Raw genomic sequence first — 23,270 nt, forward strand, 5'->3', positions numbered from 1 at the left:
TGCTACTCTTACTATTCATTACTAGAACATCTATAGGAGTTATCCTAACAAAACTGTCATCAGTTGACAAGACGTGTCTCCATTATCCATGTCGTATGGTGCCATTATACGATGAGCTATTTCCGATTATGGCCAAGCTATAGTCGTTATCTGGCTAGTCTACTTTTGTTAATGTTTTAACTGAAAGTCGTACCAACTTTTTGAAGATTTCTTTCACACGCTCGGTAGTTTCAACAACCTCTTCATGGTTCAAATTAAACTGCAATCCAGCCGCTAGATTGGTAATGCATGAAATTCCCAATACTTTAAGTCCTGAGTGTTTTGCAACGATTACTTCAGGGACAGTAGACATCCCCACTGCACTCGCACCAGCAATTTGAGCAAATCTAACTTCAGCTGGTGTTTCATATGTTGGCCCAGAAAAGCCCATATACACCCCTTGTTTCAGATCAATATGAGCTTTTTTAGCCTCAGTCTGAACTTTATCTAGAAACTCTCTATCATAAGCTTCACTCATATCAGGAAATCGTGTGCCAAAATCTTCCAAATTTGGTCCTATCAATGGATTTGTTCCCATAAAATTAATATGATCTGTGATTAGCATCAAGTTCCCAGGAGTAAATGTCGGATTGCATCCCCCAGCTGAGTTTGTGACGATTAGTTTTTCAATCCCAAGTTTTGCCATTACCCTTACTGGGTATGTGACAGTTGCCATATCATAACCTTCATAATAGTGAAATCGACCATCCATGATCATCACTGGAGTGCCTTCTAGTTTACCAATCAACAATCTACCATTATGACCCTTTACTGTCGATGATTTGAAATATGGAATCTCATCATAAGGAATGGCTATCTTTTCTGATAACTCATCACCCATGACACCCAAACCAGACCCTAAAATCAAACCAATCTTAGGTACTAAATCACTCTTTGACGTAATAAAATCAACACTTTCATTGATTTCTGCTGTTATCCCCATAATTGTCTCCTTAGCAAGCTTTTTTACAATATTATAACCAACTCTACTTAATTTAAATCCGCTAAAAAGCTCGTTCCATTTTCACTTTTTGGCACTCCAAAATTATCAGCAATAGTAGCTTGAAGATCTGCATAATATCCTTGTCTCAATGCAGTACCTTGTGTCAAACTCTTGCCATAAACCAGCAATGGGACATACTCTCTTGTATGATCTGTTCCCTTAAAGGTTGGATCATTGCCGTGATCTGCCGTTATAATCAAAAGATCATCTGGAGCCATTTGTTCCATAATCTCAGGCAGGCGTTTATCAAAATCTTCTAAAGCCTTTGCATAGCCCTCAGTATCTCTTCTGTGTCCATACAAAGCATCAAAATCAACCAAATTAGTAAAGCTTAGTCCAGTAAACGGTTCAGCCATTTTCTTCAACAACTGATCAACGCCGTCCATATTACTCTTCGTTCTAACGTAATCGGTGATTCCTTTACCGTTAAAAATATCATTGATTTTTCCCACTGCAATAACGTCATAGTGTGCGGCCTTCAGCTTATCTAATACAGTCTCGCCAAAAGGATCCAAGGCATAATCATGCCGATTGCTCGTCCGTGTGAAGTTTCCTGGTTGACCGATATATGGTCTTGCAATAATTCTACCAATCATATAAGGATCGTCCTTAGTTATATCTCTGACATATTGGCAGATACGGTATAATTCCTCAACTGGAATCACGTCTTCATGAGCTGCAATTTGTAGAACTGGATCTGCCGAGGTATAAACAATCAAATCTCCTGTTTCAAGTTGATGAGGCCCTAACTCGTCTATAATCGCCGTGCCACTGGCTGGTTCATTTCCCACGATACCTCTTCTGGAAAATGCTTTGATTTTATCCAATAGTTCGTCTGGGAAGCCATTTGGAAACACTCTGAAAGGTGTCTTTATTTGAAGTCCCATTAATTCCCAGTGGCCAGTCATAGTATCTTTTCCAACTGATTGTTCTTCTAATTTTGTATAGTAACTGTTTTTCGAATTCTTTGGTTCAATATGTGACAGTGGTCTAATTTTACCCAAACCTAATTCAGCAAGATTGTCCAAGGCAACAACCCTAGAATCAGTAATATGTCCTAGTGTGTCTGCGCCTACATCTCCAAAATTTGCTGCATCGGGAGCTTCACCTATTCCTACTGAATCCATTACAACGACATGTATTCTCTTAAACTTCATTCACAATTACCTCTTTCTAGATTTCCATCACATAAGTGTCTGATAGGTTTAAAAAGTAACATTTTCAGTCCTTTTCGGCTATCAAGAGTCTTTAACCCTGTGGTGATGCCCTCACTGTCTTGGGTGAGAGTTTTTATATATTTTTCTTAAATGAACTTGATCCAAGTGTGTATAAATCTCTGTTGTTGATATATCACTATGACCAAGCAGTTCTTGAATAATTCTCAAATCTGCACCATTTTGAATTAAATGGCTGGCAAAAGAATGTCTTAATACATGAGGTGAAACAACTTTTTTGATACCTGCTTTAACGACATACTTTTTTAGATTCTTCCAAATACCTTGGCGTGTAAAACCCTCGCCTCGTCTATTTAAAAAAAATATAGTCGATGGTTCACCTTTAGAACGACCCACTAAAGTTGGTCTAGAATCCTCCAAATAACGTTGTAGCCAAAACATCGCCTGATTAGCAATAGGAATTAAGCGTTCTTTGTTCCCTTTACCAATCACCCTGATAATTTGAGTATCTAAATGAACCTCACCAACTGTTAAGTGAGTTAATTCCGAAACTCGCAAACCAGTTGCATACATTAATTCAAAGATGGTGCGATCTCTTAAACCAATTAAATCACTAACATCAGGAGCCTTCAATAACGCATCAACTTCGCTTACTGTCAATTGTTTTGGTAATGGTCGTGCCTTCTTAGGAAGCTCAATCAACCGCGACGGATCATCACTTCTTATTTTTTCTTTCAAAAAATAGCGCGATAGCTGTCTCAAACTTGAAATAACTCGAGCACGAGAGTTTGGTGCTAAGTGTTTCAGTGTCAGATCAGATAAAAAAGCTTTAATGTCTAACACATCAAAAGTCATCAAATTATGGTTTGAGTTTTCAGTCAAAAAAGTTTGAAACTTTCTGATATCCCTCTCATAATTTTGGATTGTATTGACAGATAGGCCACGAACCACCTTTAAATACCGTATAAAGTCACTTAGGTAATCCTCTTCAAACTGATTCGACGATTCACTCATAGTGATTTACCTTGTTTTTTTGACAATCCTCACATATTCCATAAAAAGTTAACCGATGATCTAACACTTCAAAATGATATTTTTGTTTAATTGTATCCTCTACATTCAGCAATAAATCATCAGAAATAGTCTCAATCTTACCACATGAAAGGCATAGTAAATAACGATGAGCATGTTTGTTTTTACTTATTTTCAAATCATAACGAGCAAGTCCATCATCAAAAACAGACCTATAAGTGATACCCAATTCCGTTAAAATATCAAGTGTCCGATATACAGTTGCCAACCCTATATCTGGGTTTTTGCCTTTCAAAAGAACATATATTTCTTCAGCACTTAGGTGCTCATTTGCACGTTCAACCAACGTCATCAGAGTTAATTCTCGCTGAGGTGTCAGCTTATACCCTGCTTGTTGCAATATTTTTTTGACTGTTGTTAATGATTCACGTGTCATGCTGTCACCTCTACTATTTTTTCAATGCTATCCCATTAGGAATTTTAATCACTTGCCCTGTCTTAAGTAAATGACCGATTGCTCTTTTAAACTGTCCTTTTGAGATTCCGAAAAAGCTCTTGATATCATCTGGATCAGATTTATCGTGATAAGGCAGTTGATGAGTTGGCACATTATTCAGTAATGTCAAAATCATTTGGGCATCATCAGGAATTGCTTCAAAGGCTCTGGGCTTCAACGATATATTCAGCGATCCATCCTCTTTGACTGCAATAACTCGTCCTTTAATCAGTTCACCAAGTGTTGGCTCATTAAAGCGCTCAGATGGGTGAATAAACCCCCAATAGAACTCACTGGTTAAAACGTAAGTTCCCACTTTTTTAAGACGAACAACTGTTGCTTCAATATCCTTATTAATCATAGAATCTGGTGCTTTTTTTGCAAGCTGGTGGACTAACTGTTCATCCGCTAATTCGCCCCAGATTCGCTCCTCTTTATCCGTCGTAATGGTGATTAAGAGCTTATTCCCTTTTTTAGGCCATAAAGACGTCATTTCAGATAACAGATCCTTTGAAACCACAACATCCTTACCAGGCAGACCGATATCACAAAATACACCTAGGTCTTTTCTAACATCTTTTACAACTGCCCAACCATACTGTCCTGGTAAAATATCAGGAAGGATTGGGGTGAAAATATAGTGATGATCCATATTTTCATATAAGAATCCTTTGACCATATCACCTATCTGGTAACTGTTCTCAGTCAGTTGTTTGGGAAAATCGAATGTTCGACCTTTATATTGTACAAAGTAACTAGTGTCATTTTGATCGGTCACAAAACATGTTTCTACCGTTCCAAGCATATTTGACCTCCATTCATTTTATTAATTTTAGCTATTTCTTATTTATAGTCATTCTAGATTAATGCTTGCTTCAATCCATTTATAGATCAATCCTAGCCACTAAAATGAAAAAACATTCAAATTGCTTAACACAACTCATTTTACCACAATTATATCGTAATCACCTTATTTGATCTGGTTTCCTAGTTTATAATCATCGAACTCTCCAAAACTTTTTTCGGTCAAGAAAAAAATGGTTACAATATAAAAAGTTGGATCATTGCCCTTTAGTGGGTCGTGATCCAACTTTTCATTCAATGCATTAGCTACATTTTTGACTGACACTCTTATATGTTATTTACACAGTGTATAATCTATACACGCTATGTGTAAATGTTTTCTGTACATGCTTACCACTTTATTAGAGTAGTAGTCACTTGTATTAAAGAGCTTTAGTTGCTCCTCTATAAACGATACCACGACGTGCATCAATTGTAACAATCTCGCCATCTTCAATAACTGAGGTTGCATCTGTACTTCCAACAATCACAGGGATACCTAAATCAATGCCAACTACAGCGGCATGGCTTGTTAAACCGCCCTCTTCGGTTACAACAGCAACAGCTTGTTTCAAAGCATCAGTGTATTCAGGAGTTGTATCTCTAACAACTAGAATCTTACCTGGCTTCATTTTTTTATTAGCTTCATCAGCTGAATGAGCTACAACTGCTTCTGCAATAACGTTTTGACGGCCTATACCATTACCTCTAGTTAAGATAGTATTAATGGCTTGAACCTTCATGATATTAGTTGTACCACGTTCACCAACTGGAACACCGGCAGTAATAATGATCAAGTCGCCTTCTTTTGCATAGCCTTCATCAGTAGCTACAGTAGATCCTAGTGCAAACATTTCATCAGTAGAAGCAGGCTTTTCAGTGACATGAGGATAAACACCCCAAGAAAGAAGTAACCCACGTTTTTGACGTTGGCTGAATGTCAACGCTACGATATGCGCATTAGGACGGTATTTTGAAATCATCCGTGCAGTGTGACCAGATTCTGTAGCAGCCACGATTGTCTTAATCTTAAGATTTTTAGCCGTGTGACCAACTGAACGACCAATTGCTTCTGCAACATCGGTATCTGAGAATGCTTTTAGTCTGAAAGAATTTTCTCCAGTCAAGGCAAATTCAGTACGAACACAAATATTCGCCATTGTCCGAACTGCTTCGATAGGATAATCCCCAGCAGCTGTTTCTCCTGAAAGCATCACTGCGTCAGTACCATCAAAAATGGCATTAGCAACGTCACCAGCTTCAGCTCTTGTAGGGCGAGGATTTCGTTGCATAGAATCAAGCATTTGGGTAGCAGTGATAACTGGTTTAGCTAATTCATTACATTTTCTGATCAATGCTTTTTGAACAATAGGAACTTCCTCTGCAGGAATTTCAACACCCATGTCTCCCCGAGCAACCATCAACCCTTGAGAAACATTCAAAATATCATCGATATTATCGATTCCTTCTTGATTTTCGATTTTTGGAATGACTTGAACATGTGTCATATCATATTCTTCTAATATTTCTTTGATTTCCAAAACATCTGCTGCTTTACGTACAAAACTTGCAGCAATGAAATCGATGTCGTTCTTTAGTCCAAAGATAATATCGTTACGATCTTTTTCTGTAATACCTGGTAATTTTGTTTTAACTCCAGGAACATTGACACCTTTTTTATTTTTAATGACACCAGTATTTAAAATCTTTGTATGGATAACTTCTTTTTCAAGATCAACATCGGTAACTTGTAATTCTACTAAGCCATCATCTAATAAGATGTAGCTTCCAATATTGACATCATGGATCAATTCAGGATAGGTAATTGAAAATAGATCCTTAGTTCCTAAAACTTCTTTCATTGACACATCAACATTTTTTCCTTTTTCAAGTAAAATACTGCCATCTTTCATATCATTCGTTCTGATTTCAGGACCTTTAGTATCTAACATTAACGCAACTGTCGTTCCGGTGATTTTAGAAGCTTCGCGAATGTTCTTGATACGTTGTAAATGTTCGTCATGGTCTCCATGTGAGAAATTCAAACGTGCAACATTCATCCCAGCTTTAATCAATTCGACTAGTGTTTCAACGCTTTCACTTGCAGGACCTATCGTACATACGATTTTAGTTTTTTTCATTGTTTCACCTTTCCTATACCTAAGAATTATGAATAGACGATTCCACTTAAAACAACTATTTAGTGCCTCACTATACCATTTTATCAAAATAGTTTAGCAAATAGTCTTCTAAATTTTATCGAAGTACCATCACTACATTACCACATTTTCAGAAATAAATAAGTTATTTTCAGAAATAAGACAATTGTTCACAAAATATGAGCTTATCCCAATTTAATACGAGATTTCTTTGTTTAATTGATAAAGATTTAGTGCAGGGGTGTGTTTATTATTCTCAAGCGTTTCTATAATGTTGCCATAGGTGATTTCACCATGTTGAATCCCAACACAGACGCCACCAATGTCTTTTTTCAATAAATCAATTGCTTTAGCACCCATTAGGCTTGCCAAAACGCGATCTCTTGCCGTAGGGGCTCCACCACGTTGCATATGTCCTAAAACTGAAATACGTGTCTGATAATTTGGATCCTTTTCTTGTAGAAGTTTACCAAATTTTTCACCGCTCATTACACCTTCAGCTAACACGATAATCGTATGCTTTTTACCACGGTTACGACCAGCCTCAATTTCACTAACGATCTTATCGATGTCAAAGCGGTGTTCAGGAATAATGATTTGTTCAGCACCAGATCCAACACCTGCCCAAAGAGCGATGTCTCCAGCATTTCGTCCCATTACTTCAACAATAAACGTTCTAACATGACTCGTTGCAGTATCTCTAATACGGTCAAGTGCTTCTAAGACAGTATTGATTGCTGTATCAAATCCAATCGTAAAGTCAGTTCCAGCTATATCATTATCGATGGTTCCTGGGATCCCAACAGTTGGGAAACCATGTTTGGCAAGCGCAACAGCACCCTTGTAACTCCCATCTCCACCAATAACCACTAAACTGTCAATACCATATTTCTTTAATTGCTCAATCCCTTTGAGTTGCCCTTCTTCTTTTGCAAATTCAGGGTAACGTGCAGAGTACAAGAACGTCCCACCACGTCCAACAATATCACTCACATCGTGAATGCCTAGCTTTCTGATATCACCGGAAACTAAACCGGCAAAACCATAGTTGATGCCGTAAACCTCAAATCCTTCATAAATCCCTTTCCGAACTATTGCCCGGACAGCAGCGTTCATGCCTGGAGCATCCCCACCGCTTGTCAAGACTGCAATTTTTTTCATGTTTACCTCTCCTCACCTTGATAATGAACTTACAATAATGATACCAAAAATAGCTCACCGTGTCTGTTATTACTCAATTCTAAAAGCGTTTTCCTAATGAAATTCTTAATTTTTTATAATTTTTTCACTTGATTCAAGTGGAGAGCTAGCTACATAAAGGTTTTTTTCGCCAATTATTGCCGATATTTCACTCAATAAGACACTAGAAATAGTCACTTTTCGTATTCGACGATCATAAAACTTTCTGCGATCCGGCTGTCTAACAAATATCAGCGGACTTTCGCCACTATGTTTCTTAAATATTGCTATCAACTTTTCATAAGTAATCTTTTCAACATTATCTAAGTTTATGACCAATTTTCTCTCCCGCTCGATTGCTATCTTCTTGGCTTCATCATAGCTTATAAAGTTGGAGGCAATCACCTGTAATGCCATATCTTTGGAAAAGCTAGGCTTACCTTTTAAAACAATTTTTTTGTTTGGCTTCAAAAGACTGATATGTTGATAGTAAACCTTTGAAAAAACGACAACGGTCAGTTGCTTTGTTTCATCACTAACTGTCAAGAAAGCCATCGATTCTCCCTTTTTTGTTTTAATTTTTTCTACTGACTGGATGTAGACCAATCCTTCGAAAGACCGATCTTTATCTTTTAAGGACAGAAGAGACCTATAGCCCATCACATGAATTAAACGACGATCATTAGCTAATGGGTGGAAAGAAACAATAGTTCCTAATAACGCAATCTCATCGTTTAAGCGTTGGTCTAGTGGCATTTCTTCTGTATGCTGATAGCTAACCCCTAAATCCTGATTTAAATGATTGATTAGGTCTCCAAATAAAGAATCTTGCTCTTTAAGAACAGGAATTGTTTTCAACAAGCTTGCTCGATTGACGCCAAATGAATCAAATGCTCCTACACGAATCAATTTTTCAATCATACTGTCTGATTGTTTTTGCCCAACTCGTTGATAGAAGTCAATGAAGGAATGAAACTTTTCGTTCTTTCTTTTTGATAAAATTCGTTCTGAAAAAAGGGTTGATATCCCTTTGATTTGATCAAATCCTAAAAGCAATCCTTTTTTGTAGACGGCTATTAAATGCGTACTATTGTTAATATCTGGCCCGAATAAGTTAATTCTTTTAAAACGCATATCATTTAAGTATTGCTGTCCTTTAGTCGAATTAAGAGAAAGACTATTGATTAAGCTTGCAAAAAAAGCTGCTGGATAATGAACTTTCAAATAGGCCATACGATAAGCTAGTAATGAATAGGCCATTGCATGTGAACGATTAAATCCATAATCAGCAAATTTTTCGATATAGGCATAAACAGTTGTGGCTTCTTTAGCGTCATAACCAAGTTTTTGTGCACCAGATACAAAGCGCTTTTTTTCTTCCTCAATGATATCTTTTTTCTTTTTACTCATCGCTCTTCTCAGTATATCTGCTTGTCCTAACGTAAATCCCGCCATGGTAACTGCTACTTGCATGACTTGTTCTTGGTAGACCATGATGCCATATGTATTAGCAAGTATTTTTTTTAATGTGTCGTGTGGAAAATGAATGGGTTCCTCATGATGCTTTCGTTTAATAAAATGGTCAATCTGTTCCATCGGTCCCGGACGATAAAGGGCATTGACCGCTGTAAGATCCTCTAAACTTTGTGGCATTAGACGTTTGAGAACTTGTCTGATACCTGCTGATTCGAATTGGAATATGCCATCCGTATCGCCTTGAGAAAACAACTGATAAACGCTTTTATCGTTTAATGGGATAGCTGTTAAATCAAAATCAGGATCATCCACTTTAATAAAAGTCACAGCGTCTTGAACAATAGCTAAATTTCTAATGCCCAAAAAATCCATTTTCAATAACCCAATCTCTTCAACTGAACCCATTTGAAATTGTGTCAATGGTAACTGTTTGTTTCTCAAAAAAAGTGCTGTAAAATTAGTCAATGGTTGGTCACAAATGACGACTCCTGCAGCATGTGTTGATAAATGTCGGCTAAGGCCTTCAATTTGTTGAGCTATTTCAACAATTTTCTGACTTTCAGCTGATTGATCAACCAACTGTGCAAATTGTCGTGATTCGCGGTAAGCATCTGCTAGTTTTATTTTCAGTTTATTAGGAACCGATTTAGCTAATCGATCAACGACTGATGCTGAAGATTTTAGGACCCTACCAACATCTCTAATAGCAGATTTAGCGGCAAAAGTCCCTACCGTTGCAATTTGAGCAACATGATTCTCACCATATTTTTTGGCAACGTATTGTAATACCTCATCTCGTTTATTATCAGGTAAATCAAGATCGATATCAGGCATATTAAAACGTTCTTCATTTAAAAAGCGTTCAAATAATAAATTTTCTTTGATTGGATCTAATTCTGTAATTCCTAATAAATATGACGTCAGTGACCCAGCTGCAGACCCTCTACCTGGGCTTGTAACGATTTTCATGCTTTTAGCATAATCGATGACATCAGCTACAATCAAAAAGTAATCCGAAAAGCCCATCCGATCGATCACTGTCAATTCGTGGTCTAGTCTATCTCTATAGGCTTCGTCTTCCGTTAATGCTTTCTTCTCTAGTCCCTCATAACATAATTTCTTTAAATATTGGCTACTATCTTCATTATCCGGCGTTTTAAATTTTGGGAGATGAAGTGTTTTAAACAGAAGCGAAACTTCTACTTTTCGAGCTAAACTTTCATTTTCGTTTAAACTATCGTTTAGTATTGGATTAGTAGTAGGAAAAAATTGATTAAACTCTTTTTGAGAGGGTAGATAATAGCTTCCCGTAGATAGATCACTTTGAGACAGACCATCTTCCCTATCAATTGCTCTTAAGACACGATAGCCCTTTTGATAATGAGCGCTAGGATAGCGGACCTTTTCGCTTGCAATTGCCATAATGTCGGGATTGTGACTGAGCCAATCAGTGATAATGTTCAACTTTTCTTCCGAAAATTCTCTTGGATCAATCGCAATATAAATTTCCCAAGAAAAGTCACTAACAATCTGCTTAAGTGTCGACAAAACCTCAATAGTAAAATCATCATCCAAATGTAGAATAAAGGCTAAATGATCAGTAAGCTTTCGACTTTCTTGAAGAATAAGTCCCCATTCTTTATCTGTCGAATAAGTTGCAAGTGATAGCATCTTTTGGTAGCCAGTGTTGTCTAATGCGATAGCAGACAAAAGGATATCATACGGAGCTTTCACATTAATATGGGCTAAATTCAGATAGTGTGACACGCCCATAATAGGTTTGATTTGTTTTGCTAAACATTTTTGATAAAATTCAACTAGACCCATGGTACTGTCAAGATCGGCTAATACCAATGAAGTGTAACCAAGCTGACTTCCCAGCTCGGCATAGCGATCAATCGTTAAGGCACTACGCAAAAACGAATAGTCAGAAAAAACATTGAATGGTTGTCCCACGGAAACACTTCCTTTATCATATAGTTTGCGTTATAATAATCTGCAGAATAACAGAAAAGAGGTTCTAGAATGAAATACATTATAACTGGCATTTGGGCTTTTATTTTAACACAAATGACTTTTTTCTTGGGTTCGGCATTGATGAATTCTAAATATAGTTTCTTATCCGCATGCTTAACAGCTGTAATCGAGCTTGTTTTGGTCGTTTTGATTAGTGATATGTTAAAATTCTCAAATCACCTAAAAATTTCTGAAGATACTCCAGAAGTTTCAGATTCAAATAGTACAACTGAATGAATGAATGGATTATTGAATGACTTTTTGAATAGATAAATAAGAGAAAAATAGTAAGTCCCGAAAATTGTGTGACCTATTTTCAGAATAATCTCAAGAGTGGCCTGAAAAATGACCTATTAATAAGCTAAATGACCTTCATTAGAACTAAACTAATTTTGCTACTTCTGTAGTAGTTTTTAAGAATTAAATACAGTTAGAATAAGAATTAAATACAGTTAGAGGATGAGGCAACAGCCTCATCCTCTTTTTATGGTTACTTTTCTAAAAACATTGCGTCGCCAAAACTAAAAAAGCGATACTTTTCTTTGATAGCATGATCATAGGCCTCTAGAATAAAGGATCTTCCGGCATAGGCAGCCACTAACATGACTAATGTAGATTTTGGAAGATGAAAATTTGTAATGAAAGCATCAACAGCTTTAAACTGAAATCCGGGAGAGATGAAGATTGAAGTCCATCCACTCATTGGCTCAAGAGGTGTCGTTCTATCCTTTGTGACTGATTCTAATGTGCGAATAGAGGTGGTCCCAACAGCTACAATTCTTCTATTTTCGCTTCTGGCGCTGTTGATTACATCACAGGTTTGTTGGTCAATATGATAATACTCAGAATGCATGTGGTGATCAGAAATATTGACTGCTGACACGGGCCTGAATGTTCCTAAACCAACATGAAGTGTGACATAGCACAATTTAACACCTTTAGCTTTCAAGGCCTCTAAAATCTCAGTAGTAAAATGTAGGCCAGCTGTAGGTGCCGCAGCAGAACCTTCCTCTTTAGCATACACTGTTTGATAACGATTTTTATCTCTTAATTTTTCTTTAATATAAGGTGGCAAAGGCATCTCACCGAGTTGATCCAGAATCTCGAGGAAAACACCTTGATAGGAGAATTTAACGCGTCTTCCACCATGTTCAAGAACTTCAATGACCTCCCCAGTCAATTGTCCATCTCCAAAAGAAATCACTGTTCCAACCTTTGCTCTTTTTGCAGGTTTAACTAATGTTTCCCATACATCATCGTTTTCTTGGTGAAGGAGCAGAACTTCTAAGTGCCCACCAGTATCTTCTTTTGTGCCAAACAACCTTGCTGGCAACACTTTGGTATTATTCATCACTAAGACATCGCCACTTTTTAAAATTGATACGATATCCTTAAACGACTCATCTGTCATCGTGTGATCTGTCACGTTCAAATGTAACAGCCGAGAAGCAGAACGGTCTTTCAAAGGGACTTGCGCGATCAAATTCTCTGGCAAATTAAAATCAAAATCATTTACGGTTAATGGCAATTTATTCTCTTCTTTCTCATCAAATCAACTCTATTGGTATGATCCTTTTTATGTTTTTTATACTAGACTTATACTTTTTTATACTAGACACTAGTACTATTTTCTCGAATCGTCATCTTCCCGCTTATTTTGGTAATGGAATACCAAGATGATCATAGGCTTTTGGCGTCGCAACTCTTCCTCTAGGAGTTCTTTGGATAAAACCATTTTGAAGTAGGTAGGGTTCATACATATCTTCAATCGTTTCTCTTTCTTCTGAAACGTTTGCTGCCAATGCAGCCACACCTACTGGACCTCCTTGATAAAACTTAATCATCGTTAGTAACAAGCGACGATCTATCTCATCTAATCCCACTCGATCTACTCCGAGAATCTTAAGTGTTTTTTTCGTGACAGATTCACTAATAATCTCCTCTGTCTCAACTTGTGAAAAATCGCGAACGCGTCGTAATAATCGGTTAGCTATTCTTGGTGTTCCCCTAGATCTAAGTGCGATTTCAAGTGAAGCTTTTTGATCAATGTCGCATTCGAGCACTCTAGCAGTTCGGTTGATAATCAATTCTAAATCATCAACTGTATAGTAATCGATATGATCGATAATCCCAAAGCGGTCTCTAAGAGGTGCAGATAACGCTCCAGCACGAGTGGTCGCACCTATCAAAGTAAACGGTGGTAACGGAAAATGGATATGTTGTGCCGTAGCCCCGATGCCAGTCACGATATCGATAAAGAAGTCTTCCATGGCTGAATATAGAATTTCTTCTACAGGCTTTGGTAAGCGATGGATTTCATCAATAAAAAGAACATCTCCAGCATTCAAATCACTCAATATTGCAACTAGATCTCCGCTTCTTTCAATAGCGGGTCCACTAGTCGTCGTGATGTTTACATCAAGTTCATGAGCTATGATATGAGCTAAGGTCGTTTTTCCTAGTCCTGGGGGGCCATAAATCAAAATATGGTCCAAAGATTCCTCTCGTTGCTTTGTAGCCTTGATATAGATGTCTAGTTGGCGTTTTAGCTTTTCTTGTCCGATATACTCTCTAAGCCACTGCGGACGTAAGGAAAGCTCATTATCTCCATCATCAAACACATCTTCAGCTGAAACAATTCTTTCAGTCATTGTAAAATCCCTTTCGCTATTTTGACATGTATCTAGTAGGCCTTCCAAGATGCTAGATACATTGCCAAACTATCGTTTTTCTTCTAACAAATAGCATTATTTATCTAACAAGAGTTTGAACGCTCTCTTTAAAAGCTGTTCAGTACTTTCGTTACTCTCAGGTATCAAATTTTTCTTAATTTTGTCGATTTCTCTTTGTGAGTATCCTAAACCAGACAAAGCCAGTGCAACATCAGTAACATGTTCATCTTCTGCAGACTGCTTCTTAGTTGTCTTTTCTTCACTATCATAAGACCCAAGCTTTCCTTTTAGATCCAAAATGATTTGAGCAGCCGTTTTCTTTCCTACTCCAGGAAATCGTGTCAAGAATGTCTGATCAGCAGTTTCTACTGCCTTTATGAAGCCCTTTTGATGCTCACTAGCTAAAATTGATAAAGCACTTTTAGGACCGATACCGGATACACTAATTAATTGTTCAAACAAAGTCCTAGTTGGTTGATCTAGAAAACCAAACAATAATTCATCATCTTCTCTTACATGATGATGAACAAATAATTTGACTGTTTGATGTAGTGATGATTGTAGTTCGAAGGGATTGGCCATTAAAATTAAATACCCAATGCCATAAGATTCAATCGTGACAGACTTTGGTGTTATAGTAGTTAACTCGCCTTTAATGTAATCATACAACATATCAGTTATCCTTTTCGTTAAAAAGAACTTTGTAGTCCCCTAATCCCTCAGCATCCAGTTGATCGTAGGGAATAAATCGTAATGCAGCAGAGTTGATGCAATACCTTAATCCGCCTTGTTCCACTGGACCATCATTAAAAACATGACCTAAATGAGAGTCCGCTTTTTGACTTCGCACTTCGATTCTCTCCATCCCATGAGATTGGTCACGCTTTTCCGCTACAGCTTTTTTATCGATTGTTTTTGAGAACGACGGCCACCCACAACCAGCATCATATTTATCTGTTGAACTAAACAATGGCTCGCCACTTAGTATATCAACATAGATTCCTTTATCATAAAAGTCATCATACTCTCCCGAAAAGGGTCTTTCAGTCCCGTTATTCTGTGTCACGTCGTAAGCTACTTTAGACAGTTTGCTTTTATTTTTTTCAATCTCATTTTCATTGCTCATTGAGGTCACCCTTCTTTTACTTTATTTTATTCGTTAAATTCAGGATACTGCATGATTTTCCCTCTTTCCCCTAAATGACTAATCCAACGTCTTCAACTAGCATTTGGAACAAGGTGAAAAAGTGAGATGGTCATTACAAATCACATTATAACACGAACACACGTTCATAGTCATCGTGTTCAACTGTAACAAAATCAATGATCCTGTATTCGTTTAAATAATCTTTCCATATCATACGTTGAAAAATGAACAATGGTCGGCCTACCATGTGGACAATTGTACGGATTTTGAGTTCTAGACAAATCCTCTAACAATTTACGTGCTTCGTCTGGAGTAATATAATGATTTGCTTTGATTGATTCCTTACAACTCATCATGACTGCCGTTTTGTAACGAAGATCAATCACATTTTCAACCTCTTTTGACAGAATCAAATCGACAACTTGTTCGATATCAGATTGAACCTCCCTGCCTGTCATCCACGCTGGATAAGAATGAAAAATGATTGATCGTGGACCAAATGGTTCAAATTGCAAGCCAATTTTTTGAAATACAGATGCAAATGCTGTTATATTTTCCATTTGATCGGCACTAAGGGTGATGGTTAATGGGAGTAATAATTCTTGCTGCGATGCCTTAACTACAGACATTTTTTTTAGTAAATATTCGTAACGAATCCGTTCTTGCGCTGCATGTTGATCAATAATATAAAATCCGTCATTTCCTTGCGCGAAGAGGTAAGTCCCGTGTAATTGACCGAAATATTCTAATTCAGGAAAAGATGAATCGTGTATTGGATTATAGTCGTTTAACTTTTCGGCTACAGCTTCACTATCATTTTCAGGTCTGTCTAAGTATTCAGCCAGCTCGTAATCTTGACGTGTTGTTTGGTTCCTATTTTTAAAGATCTGCTCCGTAGCTTTTTGACCATGATCCTCTGCGACGGATTGTAGCAAATCGTTATTTTGTTTCTTACTAATGTCATGAGCAGATAAATCAGTTCCACGATCATCAGCAGATGATGGCTCATTGGCTATTTTATCCCTTTCATAACCTTTGTGATCCGTTATTTTATCATCATTTCTTAGATAAGATCGACCGAACCAATTCTTATGAGTTGGTTTACTGATTGTATCAAAAGAATCTACATCCTGTTCTTTTGGCTTTAATGGTAACTCAATTGGATGTCTCTTTTTAAGTTGTTTATCAACAACACTTTGACTATCTGGAATTCTATCTCTTTTTTGAACAGCCTTAAAAATTTCAGTTTTCAAGGCTTCTTGTAATTGTTCCGTCTTACTGAGGCGAACATCAAGCTTATTGGGATGGACATTAACATCTACCAATAAAGGATCTGCTTCAATATTCAAGGCCACTATTGGAAAGCGTTTAATCATTAAGGTACTCTTATAGCCAGCCAGAACAGCCTGTTGAATAGCAATGTTTTTAATATACCTATTATTGATAAAAATAGACATATAATGCCGATTGGCTCTCGAAAGTAGTGGCGGTGAAATGAACCCTTTGACTGAAAAATCTGCAGTTTCAAAATTTAGTGGGATCATTTGCCTTGCAATTGATGGTGAATATATTCCAGCTATTGCTTGCTGTTGGTCACCATTACCGACCGTTTTGAGCATCTGATTTCCATCATGCCATACTTCAAATCGGACAGCGGGATAGCTCATCGCAAGACGATTGAGATAATCAGTGATATGACTTAGCTCCGTAGGTAGTGATTTCATAAATCTTAAGCGTGCCGGCGTGTTGGAGAACAAATTTGTGACTGTAATTGTCGTTCCTTTGGCACGAGAAGTTGGCTTAGAACTTTCTAGATTGCCATAATGATAATGAACTTCTGTTGCCTCACTCCCATTACTAGTAGTAAGCAACACTTGACTTACAGCAGCAATACTCGGGATAGCTTCACCCCTGAAGCCTAATGTACGAATTCGGAAAAGTTCTTGTTGCTGGCTCAACTTACTCGTTGCATATCGTTTGAAACAGTTAAGAGCGTCTTCAGAATCCATGCCGTTGCCGTTATCAGCAACAGAAATACTGGTTAACCCACTTTCCTTTAGGGTAACTACAATCTCTGTACTATTAGCGTCTATAGCATTTTCCACTAATTCCTTTACAACTGAAGCAGGCCGTTCGATAACTTCACCCGCGGCAATTTGGTTGGTCAGTGCAACACTAAGTTCTTTGATTTTCGCCATCATTCTTCACCTCATTCTGTAAATCTGCTAATAGCGTAACAACCTCCAAAGGGGAATAATTCAAAACATCGATTGCTTCAACTCTAGCCTTTAGCTTTTGATAATCTACTGCTATCTCACTACTATATTCTTCATTATTGTTTTTAGTAGAATTTCTTAGCATAGACTCCTTATTTCCTGCTAAATCACTGTGATCGTCATCCATTGTTTCTTTTAACTTTTGTGCATTAGTTTCGAGTTCTTTTAGGATTACCTCCGCCCGCAGAATCACTCGTTCATCCATCTCAGCTAAACGCGCAACATGGACACCATAACTTTTATCAGCAGCTCCCGGCTTGATCAAGTGAGAAAAAACAATATCATTACCGGATTCAATTGCTTCAATATGAACATTTTTAATTGCCTCAAATTGTTGATCTAAATCAGTTAACTCATGGTAATGGGTCGAGAATAGGACATGAGCTGGAATCTGTTCTACTATAAACTCGATAATAGCTTGTGCTAGAGCCATACCATCGTAAGTAGCAGTACCTCTTCCGATTTCATCAAACAGAATTAAACTATACTGATCAGCGTGTTTAAGAGCATATTGCGTTTCCATCATTTCAACCATAAATGTGCTCTTCCCACTATAAAGATCATCCGCCGCTCCAATACGCGTAAATAACTTAGTAACGATTGGTAATTTGGCTACTTTAGCTGGTACATAAGACCCTATTTGAGCCATGATCGTGATTAAGGCAACTTGACGCATATATGTCGATTTACCAGCCATATTAGGTCCTGTGATAATTTCTACCCGATGATCACCACCTAAAGACACATCATTACTCACAAATTCACCCGGACCAAGTACTTTTTCTACTACCGGATGTCTCGAATGGGATAGCTCTAGCGTTCGGTCATGAAGTGATAAGCTAGGTTTACAATAGTCATTGTCCTCAGCAACTTTGGCTAAAGATTGAATCACATCAATTGTCGCAATGGATTTTGCAGTTTGTTGAAGTTTTTCACGGAAAGGCATAATGTCTTGCCTCAACTGTTCGTATAGTTCATGCTCTAGTACTAATGCATTCTCTTGGGCTTCTAGTATTTCCTGTTCGATTTCTTTTAGCTCAGGTGTAATATAGCGCTCTGCATTTGCCAATGTTTGTTTCCGATCAAAGCGACTCGTATCAACTTGTTGTGCTTGAGCTTTTGAAATCTCAATATAATAGCCAAATACTTTATTATACCCTACCTTAAGACTCTTTGCTTGAGTCAATTCACGTTCTTTTTGTTGAAGATCCGCAATCCATTGTTGTCCATTTTTCAAAACGTCCCTATAGTGGTCCAATTGCTCATTGTAACCATCACGAATCACACCGCCATTCTTAAAAGTGATTGGTGGATCGTCATCGATCGCCGCATCGATCAGTTGTTGCACCTGAATACTAACATTAGTGCTGACATTTTCTTCCGCAAAAATTTGGTCTTTATCTATCGCATTCAGTGTTTCTGTGATTAATGGCACTATACTGAGGGATTTTGACAACTGTTGATAGTCTCTTGGTCTGATAGTCCCCATTGCTAATTTCGTTACTAAGCGTTCAAGATCATAGACTTGATGAAGATATTCAGATAAAGCTGTTCTTTCAAGAAAGTTGTTGAGTAATAGCGAAACCCTCTCCTGCCTACTTTCAATTGTTGCTTGCTTGAGCAATGGTTTTTCTAGCCATTGTTTCAATAATCTTGATCCCATAGCGGTTTGTGTTTCATCTAGAATAGCTATTAATGCACCTTCTTTTTTGTGGCGAACTGATGTAATAAGTTCTAGATGACTTTTGGTTTCTTGGCTCATTTGTAAATAGGAAGTTGGTTCATAATAAGTGATTGCTTGAAGATGACTAAGCTGTTTTTTTTGTGTTTCAATTAAGTAACTCATTATTAGCCTATTTGCTTTATCTAATAGAATCTTCGAATTTTCTTCCAAAACGGGTAACTCATTTGACTCTATTGGAGGCAATAGCTCACTTTTTTTGGGCACAATAGTACTAAAAAATAAATCAGGAAAAATCTTTTGAAAGGACTCTTCAAATTCTGGTTCACAAACGATTTCTTGCGGGTGAAGACTAGCAATCTCAATAGCTAATTGATCTCGATCAACAACCGTAGCAGACCATTCTCCTGTGCTAACATCAACTGCACTAATTCCAAATAGCGTTACTTCTTTTGTCATTACATCAATTTTCGGATCACTTAAATAACTCGGTTTTCTGTTAGTAGTTAGTGATACTAAATAGTGGTTCGTCAACTGTTGATTAGCAGATTCATCGATATATGTCCCCGGAGTCAAGAGTTGGATAACTTCTCTTTTGACCATTCCCTTTGCTAATTTTGGGTCTTCCATTTGCTCACAAATGGCCACTTTATAACCCATTTTAATCAATGTTTTAATATAATCCTGTGCTGCATGATGCGGAACACCGCACATAGGAATCGGGTTCTTAGATTTTTTATTACGAGTGGTCAAGGTTATTTCTAATAATCGACTTGCCTTTAACGCATCATCTTCAAATAATTCATAAAAATCTCCAAGACGATAGAACAAAAAGGCATCTGGATACTGGTCTTTGATTTTATGGTACTGAATCATCATTGGTGTCTCATTGCTCATGTCCTTTTTACTCCTCTGAACACATTTTTCAATTACATCTATTCTATCAAAAAGAAGGAAGAAGTGACAAATGCCACTCCCTCCTTCTTAAGTTTATTTCGCGTATTCTACAGCTCTAGTTTCGCGAATCACTGTGATTTTAATATGTCCTGGGTATTGGAGTTCTTCTTCAATTTTATTTTTGATATCACGAGCTAAGATAATAGCTTTTGAATCATTGATCTTTTCAGGTTTGACCATCACACGTATCTCACGTCCGGCTTGGATAGCAAAGCTTTTCTTCACGCCATCCTCTTCATTAGCTAATTGCTCTAATTTCTCTAGACGATGGATATAGTTTTCAAGCGATTCACTTCGTGCACCAGGTCTCGCAGCAGATAATGCATCAGCAGCAGCAACGAGTACAGATATGATGGAAGTCGGTTCAACATCACCATGATGAGATGCGACAGCATTAATAACAACATCTGATTCATGATACTTTTGCATCAACTCAACACCTATCTCAACATGAGAACCTTCTACGTCACGATCAATTGCTTTACCAATATCATGTAATAGACCTGCTCTCTTAGCCAGTTGCGGATCTTCGCCAAACTCACTTGCCATGACGCCAGCTAATTTAGCTACTTCAATACTATGATTCAATACATTTTGACCATAGCTTGTTCTGAAATATAGACGCCCTAATAGTTTGATGATATCAGGGTGCAAAGCTTGAATGCCAACTTCAAATACTGCTTGTTCACCGACCTCACGTATACGGTTATCCATCTCTTTACGAGATTTTTCAACCATTTCTTCTATACGTGCTGGATGAATGCGGCCATCAGAAATCAATTTTTCCAAAGCCATCCGAGCGATTTCACGTCTAATTGGATCAAAGCCACTCAAAACAACAGCTTCAGGGGTCTCATCGATGATCACATCGATCCCCGTTAATGATTCAAGAGTTCTGATATTACGTCCTTCTTTACCGATAATTCTGCCTTTCATGTCATCATTAGGCAATGAAATAACAGAAACCGTTTTCTCTGCAACTATGTCTGCTGCAGACCGTTGAATAGCCTCCAAAACGATCTTTGTAGCACGTTCGTTTGCTTCTTCTTTCGTAATTTCTTCTGTTTCTTTGATTTTAATTGCTTTTTCACGTTGCAATTCTTGATCAAGCGTTGACATAATGATGTCACGAGCTTCATCTCGAGAAAGCATAGATATTCGTTCTAGTTCATCAGATTGCTTTGCGACAATTTTATCGACACTGCTTTCTTTTTCATTGACTATGTCGATCCTTTTCATCAAATCGGTCTCTTTCGTTTCCAGTAACTGCTCGCGTTTTTCTAAATTAGAATCTTTACGATCAAGTTTACTCTCACGCTGTATCAACCGTTTTTCCTGTAAGGTAATGTCTGTACGACGATCTTTTAGTTCTGATTCGATCTTGTCCCGATACTTATGATTTTGTTCTCGAGCTTCTATCAATGCATCCTTCTTTAAGCGCTTTGCATCTCGAGTTGCGTCGTTCAAAATAGTGGCTGCTGAACTCTTAGCACCCATTATTTCTTTTTCATGTTGCGATTTGCGTAACCAATATCCTAGGAGACATCCTAAAACCAAAATTATGATCGCGAAGGAAACTGACACTGGGTTGATATCCATGAAGTCACCTCCGTTTATATGATTTTAGTTGTTTTATTAAATGTCATATTATTTAATGATATGCACACTCTACATTCTATCTTTTTAGCTATGAACTGTCAATCAAGTGTATTTAATAGAAGTGACACAGTTGTTTGCTAAAAGCTATTAAAACAATGTTTATAGCATTTTAAGTAGCCATGCAAACGCTATAAAAAAACATGAATTATAACATGAGTGTTCTAAAGTGAACCCTTCAACAAAAAAAGAGCCACAATCCTTATAGATTGTAGCCCCTTTATCAAAGATCTTACTCATCACTTTCGTCGAGTAAATCCCCTTGCTCTTTATTATCGCCTTTAGCCTTAGCCGTCACTGCTTCTTTTCTCTCAACTTTTGGAATGCCATAGTGTTCTCTTACTAATCCGTCGATTTCATTAAAGACATCAGGATGGTCAACTAAATATGCTTTTGCATTTTCACGCCCTTGACCAATACGATCACTACCATAGCTATACCAAGCACCACTCTTTTTAATGATATCGAGATCACTTGCCATATCCACTAATTCTCCCGTTTGAGAGATACCTTTACCATACATGATATCTACAACTACCGTTTTGAACGGTGGAGCAACTTTATTCTTTACAACTTTGATTTTAGCTTTACTTCCTATAATATCCGTACCATCTTTGATTTGCTCAGCTCGACGAACTTCTAGTCGAACAGTGGCATAGAATTTTAAGGCGCGTCCACCAGGTGTAGTTTCGGGATTTCCAAACATAATACCAACTTTTTCTCTTATTTGGTTGATAAACAAACAAATCGTCTTCGTTTTACTGATAGAACCCGAAAGTTTCCGAAGGGCTTGAGACATCAAACGAGCTTGCAAACCAACATGGGCATCCCCCATCTCGCCATCAATTTCTGCTCGTGGTACCAATGCCGCTACTGAATCTATAACAACGATGTCAACGGCGCCTGAAGAAACGAGTGCATCTGCAATTTCCAAACCTTGCTCCCCAGTATCAGGTTGTGATAATAGCAATTCATCTATATCAACACCTAGATGCTGAGCATAGTCTGGATCTAAAGCGTGTTCGGCATCAATAAAAGCTGCCACCCCACCTTGTTTTTGAACTTCTGCTACAGCATGTAGAGCTACAGTTGTCTTACCAGATGATTCAGGTCCATAAACTTCTATGATCCTACCACGTGGATATCCACCAACACCAAGAGCTACGTCAACTTGCAAAGATCCACTTGAAATAGTTGATACTTTAGTATCAGCTTTCTCTCCGAGTTTCATTACTGCGCCTTTACCAAAGTTTCTTTCGATTCTTTTTAATGCGTCATTTAAAGCTTTTTCACGATTATCAGCTGCTGCCATAATATCCTCTTTTCTACATTTAATACAGTCAAGATACAGTCAAACACAACACAAATCTATTATTGAGTTTTGAGTATACCTCATCAGTTTTGAATATGTAATTATCAGAGTCACTCATTTAGAAATATACCCTTTTTACATATACTCATTT

17 protein-coding genes are annotated in these 23,270 nt (G+C 37.5%); 1 reads left to right on the plus strand and 16 read right to left on the minus strand.

The features are described 5' to 3' along the window. Nucleotides 1-154 precede the first annotated feature (154 nt). The 8 genes from H541_RS0101525 to H541_RS11210 form a co-directional block, all read right to left on the minus strand. Nucleotides 155-985, minus strand: coding sequence for a purine-nucleoside phosphorylase (locus tag H541_RS0101525; protein WP_240470885.1), 831 nt, complete (start codon nucleotides 983-985; stop codon nucleotides 155-157). 44 nt (nucleotides 986-1,029) lie between these two features. Then, nucleotides 1,030-2,199 carry a phosphopentomutase gene (gene deoB, locus H541_RS0101530; protein ID WP_022795594.1) on the minus strand — a complete coding sequence of 390 codons (1,170 nt, stop codon included), beginning with the start codon at nucleotides 2,197-2,199 and terminating at the stop codon, nucleotides 1,030-1,032. Nucleotides 2,200-2,310: 111 nt separating this feature from the next. Continuing rightward, on the minus strand, nucleotides 2,311-3,231 hold the full coding sequence (gene xerD, locus H541_RS0101535; protein ID WP_022795595.1) for a site-specific tyrosine recombinase XerD: 921 nt from the start codon (nucleotides 3,229-3,231) through the stop codon (nucleotides 2,311-2,313). Continuing rightward, nucleotides 3,224-3,685: a Fur family transcriptional regulator gene (locus H541_RS0101540; protein ID WP_022795596.1), complete on the minus strand. Its 462-nt coding sequence runs from the start codon at nucleotides 3,683-3,685 to the stop codon at nucleotides 3,224-3,226. Before H541_RS0101540 ends, xerD begins: the two co-directional genes overlap by 8 nt. A gap of 13 nt (nucleotides 3,686-3,698) precedes the next feature. Next, nucleotides 3,699-4,550: a CvfB family protein gene (locus tag H541_RS0101545; protein WP_022795597.1), complete on the minus strand. Its 852-nt coding sequence runs from the start codon at nucleotides 4,548-4,550 to the stop codon at nucleotides 3,699-3,701. Nucleotides 4,551-4,971: 421 nt separating this feature from the next. Continuing rightward, the gene (gene pyk / locus H541_RS0101555; protein ID WP_022795599.1) at nucleotides 4,972-6,729 is read right to left on the minus strand and encodes a pyruvate kinase; all 1,758 of its coding nucleotides are present in this window, start codon (nucleotides 6,727-6,729) and stop codon (nucleotides 4,972-4,974) included. A gap of 213 nt (nucleotides 6,730-6,942) precedes the next feature. Continuing rightward, nucleotides 6,943-7,908, minus strand: coding sequence for a 6-phosphofructokinase (gene pfkA / locus H541_RS0101560; RefSeq protein WP_022795600.1), 966 nt, complete (start codon nucleotides 7,906-7,908; stop codon nucleotides 6,943-6,945). A 105-nt stretch (nucleotides 7,909-8,013) separates the two neighbouring features. Next, entirely contained in the window at nucleotides 8,014-11,358 is a 3,345-nt protein-coding gene (locus H541_RS11210; RefSeq protein WP_022795601.1) for a DNA polymerase III subunit alpha, read from the minus strand. A 69-nt stretch (nucleotides 11,359-11,427) separates the two neighbouring features. Here H541_RS11210 and H541_RS12675 point away from each other — a divergent pair, with 69 nt between their 5' ends. Next, nucleotides 11,428-11,655 carry a DUF2929 family protein gene (locus H541_RS12675; RefSeq protein ID WP_022795602.1) on the plus strand — a complete coding sequence of 76 codons (228 nt, stop codon included), beginning with the start codon at nucleotides 11,428-11,430 and terminating at the stop codon, nucleotides 11,653-11,655. Between the two features lie 253 nt (nucleotides 11,656-11,908). Here H541_RS12675 and queA read toward each other — a convergent pair whose 3' ends face one another. The 8 genes from queA to recA all read right to left on the minus strand — a co-directional run bounded on the left by queA (nucleotide 11,909) and on the right by recA (nucleotide 23,119). Continuing rightward, a complete protein-coding gene (gene queA, locus H541_RS0101575; protein ID WP_022795603.1) occupies nucleotides 11,909-12,946 on the minus strand; it encodes a tRNA preQ1(34) S-adenosylmethionine ribosyltransferase-isomerase QueA in 1,038 nt (345 codons plus the stop codon). A 124-nt stretch (nucleotides 12,947-13,070) separates the two neighbouring features. After that, the gene (gene ruvB, locus H541_RS0101580) at nucleotides 13,071-14,069 is read right to left on the minus strand and encodes a Holliday junction branch migration DNA helicase RuvB (protein ID WP_022795604.1); all 999 of its coding nucleotides are present in this window, start codon (nucleotides 14,067-14,069) and stop codon (nucleotides 13,071-13,073) included. 96 nt (nucleotides 14,070-14,165) lie between these two features. Beyond that, nucleotides 14,166-14,759, minus strand: a complete 594-nt coding sequence (gene ruvA, locus H541_RS0101585) for a Holliday junction branch migration protein RuvA (RefSeq protein WP_026501528.1) — start codon at nucleotides 14,757-14,759, stop codon at nucleotides 14,166-14,168. A 4-nt stretch (nucleotides 14,760-14,763) separates the two neighbouring features. Beyond that, entirely contained in the window at nucleotides 14,764-15,216 is a 453-nt protein-coding gene (msrB, locus tag H541_RS0101590) for a peptide-methionine (R)-S-oxide reductase MsrB (RefSeq protein WP_022795606.1), read from the minus strand. A 194-nt stretch (nucleotides 15,217-15,410) separates the two neighbouring features. Then, entirely contained in the window at nucleotides 15,411-17,435 is a 2,025-nt protein-coding gene (gene mutL, locus H541_RS0101595; RefSeq protein WP_022795607.1) for a DNA mismatch repair endonuclease MutL, read from the minus strand. Beyond that, nucleotides 17,413-20,091, minus strand: coding sequence for a DNA mismatch repair protein MutS (mutS, locus tag H541_RS0101600; protein WP_022795608.1), 2,679 nt, complete (start codon nucleotides 20,089-20,091; stop codon nucleotides 17,413-17,415). Before mutS ends, mutL begins: the two co-directional genes overlap by 23 nt. A 93-nt stretch (nucleotides 20,092-20,184) precedes the next feature. After that, on the minus strand, nucleotides 20,185-21,750 hold the full coding sequence (rny, locus tag H541_RS0101605) for a ribonuclease Y (protein WP_022795609.1): 1,566 nt from the start codon (nucleotides 21,748-21,750) through the stop codon (nucleotides 20,185-20,187). Between the two features lie 289 nt (nucleotides 21,751-22,039). Further along, complete coding sequence (gene recA / locus H541_RS0101610) at nucleotides 22,040-23,119, minus strand: recombinase RecA (protein WP_022795610.1); 1,080 nt, start codon at nucleotides 23,117-23,119, stop codon at nucleotides 22,040-22,042. Nucleotides 23,120-23,270 lie beyond the last annotated feature (151 nt).

The sequence above is a fragment of the Bavariicoccus seileri WCC 4188 genome (assembly GCF_000421665.1).
Classification (GTDB): Bacteria; Bacillota; Bacilli; order Lactobacillales; family Aerococcaceae; genus Bavariicoccus; species Bavariicoccus seileri.

What these genes read in the sequence shown, in the direction of transcription:
- rny (WP_022795609.1), bottom strand. Translation starts at nt 21,750, where the DNA reads ATGGATATCAACCCAGTGTCAGTTTCCTTCGCGATCATAATTTTGGTT.
- recA (WP_022795610.1), bottom strand. Translation starts at nt 23,119, where the DNA reads ATGGCAGCAGCTGATAATCGTGAAAAAGCTTTAAATGACGCATTAAAA.
- mutS (WP_022795608.1), bottom strand. Translation starts at nt 20,091, where the DNA reads ATGAGCAATGAGACACCAATGATGATTCAGTACCATAAAATCAAAGAC.
- deoB (WP_022795594.1), bottom strand. Translation starts at nt 2,199, where the DNA reads ATGAAGTTTAAGAGAATACATGTCGTTGTAATGGATTCAGTAGGAATA.
- msrB (WP_022795606.1), bottom strand. Translation starts at nt 15,216, where the DNA reads ATGAGCAATGAAAATGAGATTGAAAAAAATAAAAGCAAACTGTCTAAA.
- mutL (WP_022795607.1), bottom strand. Translation starts at nt 17,435, where the DNA reads ATGGCGAAAATCAAAGAACTTAGTGTTGCACTGACCAACCAAATTGCC.
- ruvB (WP_022795604.1), bottom strand. Translation starts at nt 14,069, where the DNA reads ATGACTGAAAGAATTGTTTCAGCTGAAGATGTGTTTGATGATGGAGAT.
- pfkA (WP_022795600.1), bottom strand. Translation starts at nt 7,908, where the DNA reads ATGAAAAAAATTGCAGTCTTGACAAGCGGTGGGGATGCTCCAGGCATG.
- xerD (WP_022795595.1), bottom strand. Translation starts at nt 3,231, where the DNA reads ATGAGTGAATCGTCGAATCAGTTTGAAGAGGATTACCTAAGTGACTTT.
- H541_RS0101545 (WP_022795597.1), bottom strand. Translation starts at nt 4,550, where the DNA reads ATGCTTGGAACGGTAGAAACATGTTTTGTGACCGATCAAAATGACACT.
- pyk (WP_022795599.1), bottom strand. Translation starts at nt 6,729, where the DNA reads ATGAAAAAAACTAAAATCGTATGTACGATAGGTCCTGCAAGTGAAAGC.
- H541_RS12675 (WP_022795602.1), top strand. Translation starts at nt 11,428, where the DNA reads ATGAAATACATTATAACTGGCATTTGGGCTTTTATTTTAACACAAATG.
- H541_RS0101540 (WP_022795596.1), bottom strand. Translation starts at nt 3,685, where the DNA reads ATGACACGTGAATCATTAACAACAGTCAAAAAAATATTGCAACAAGCA.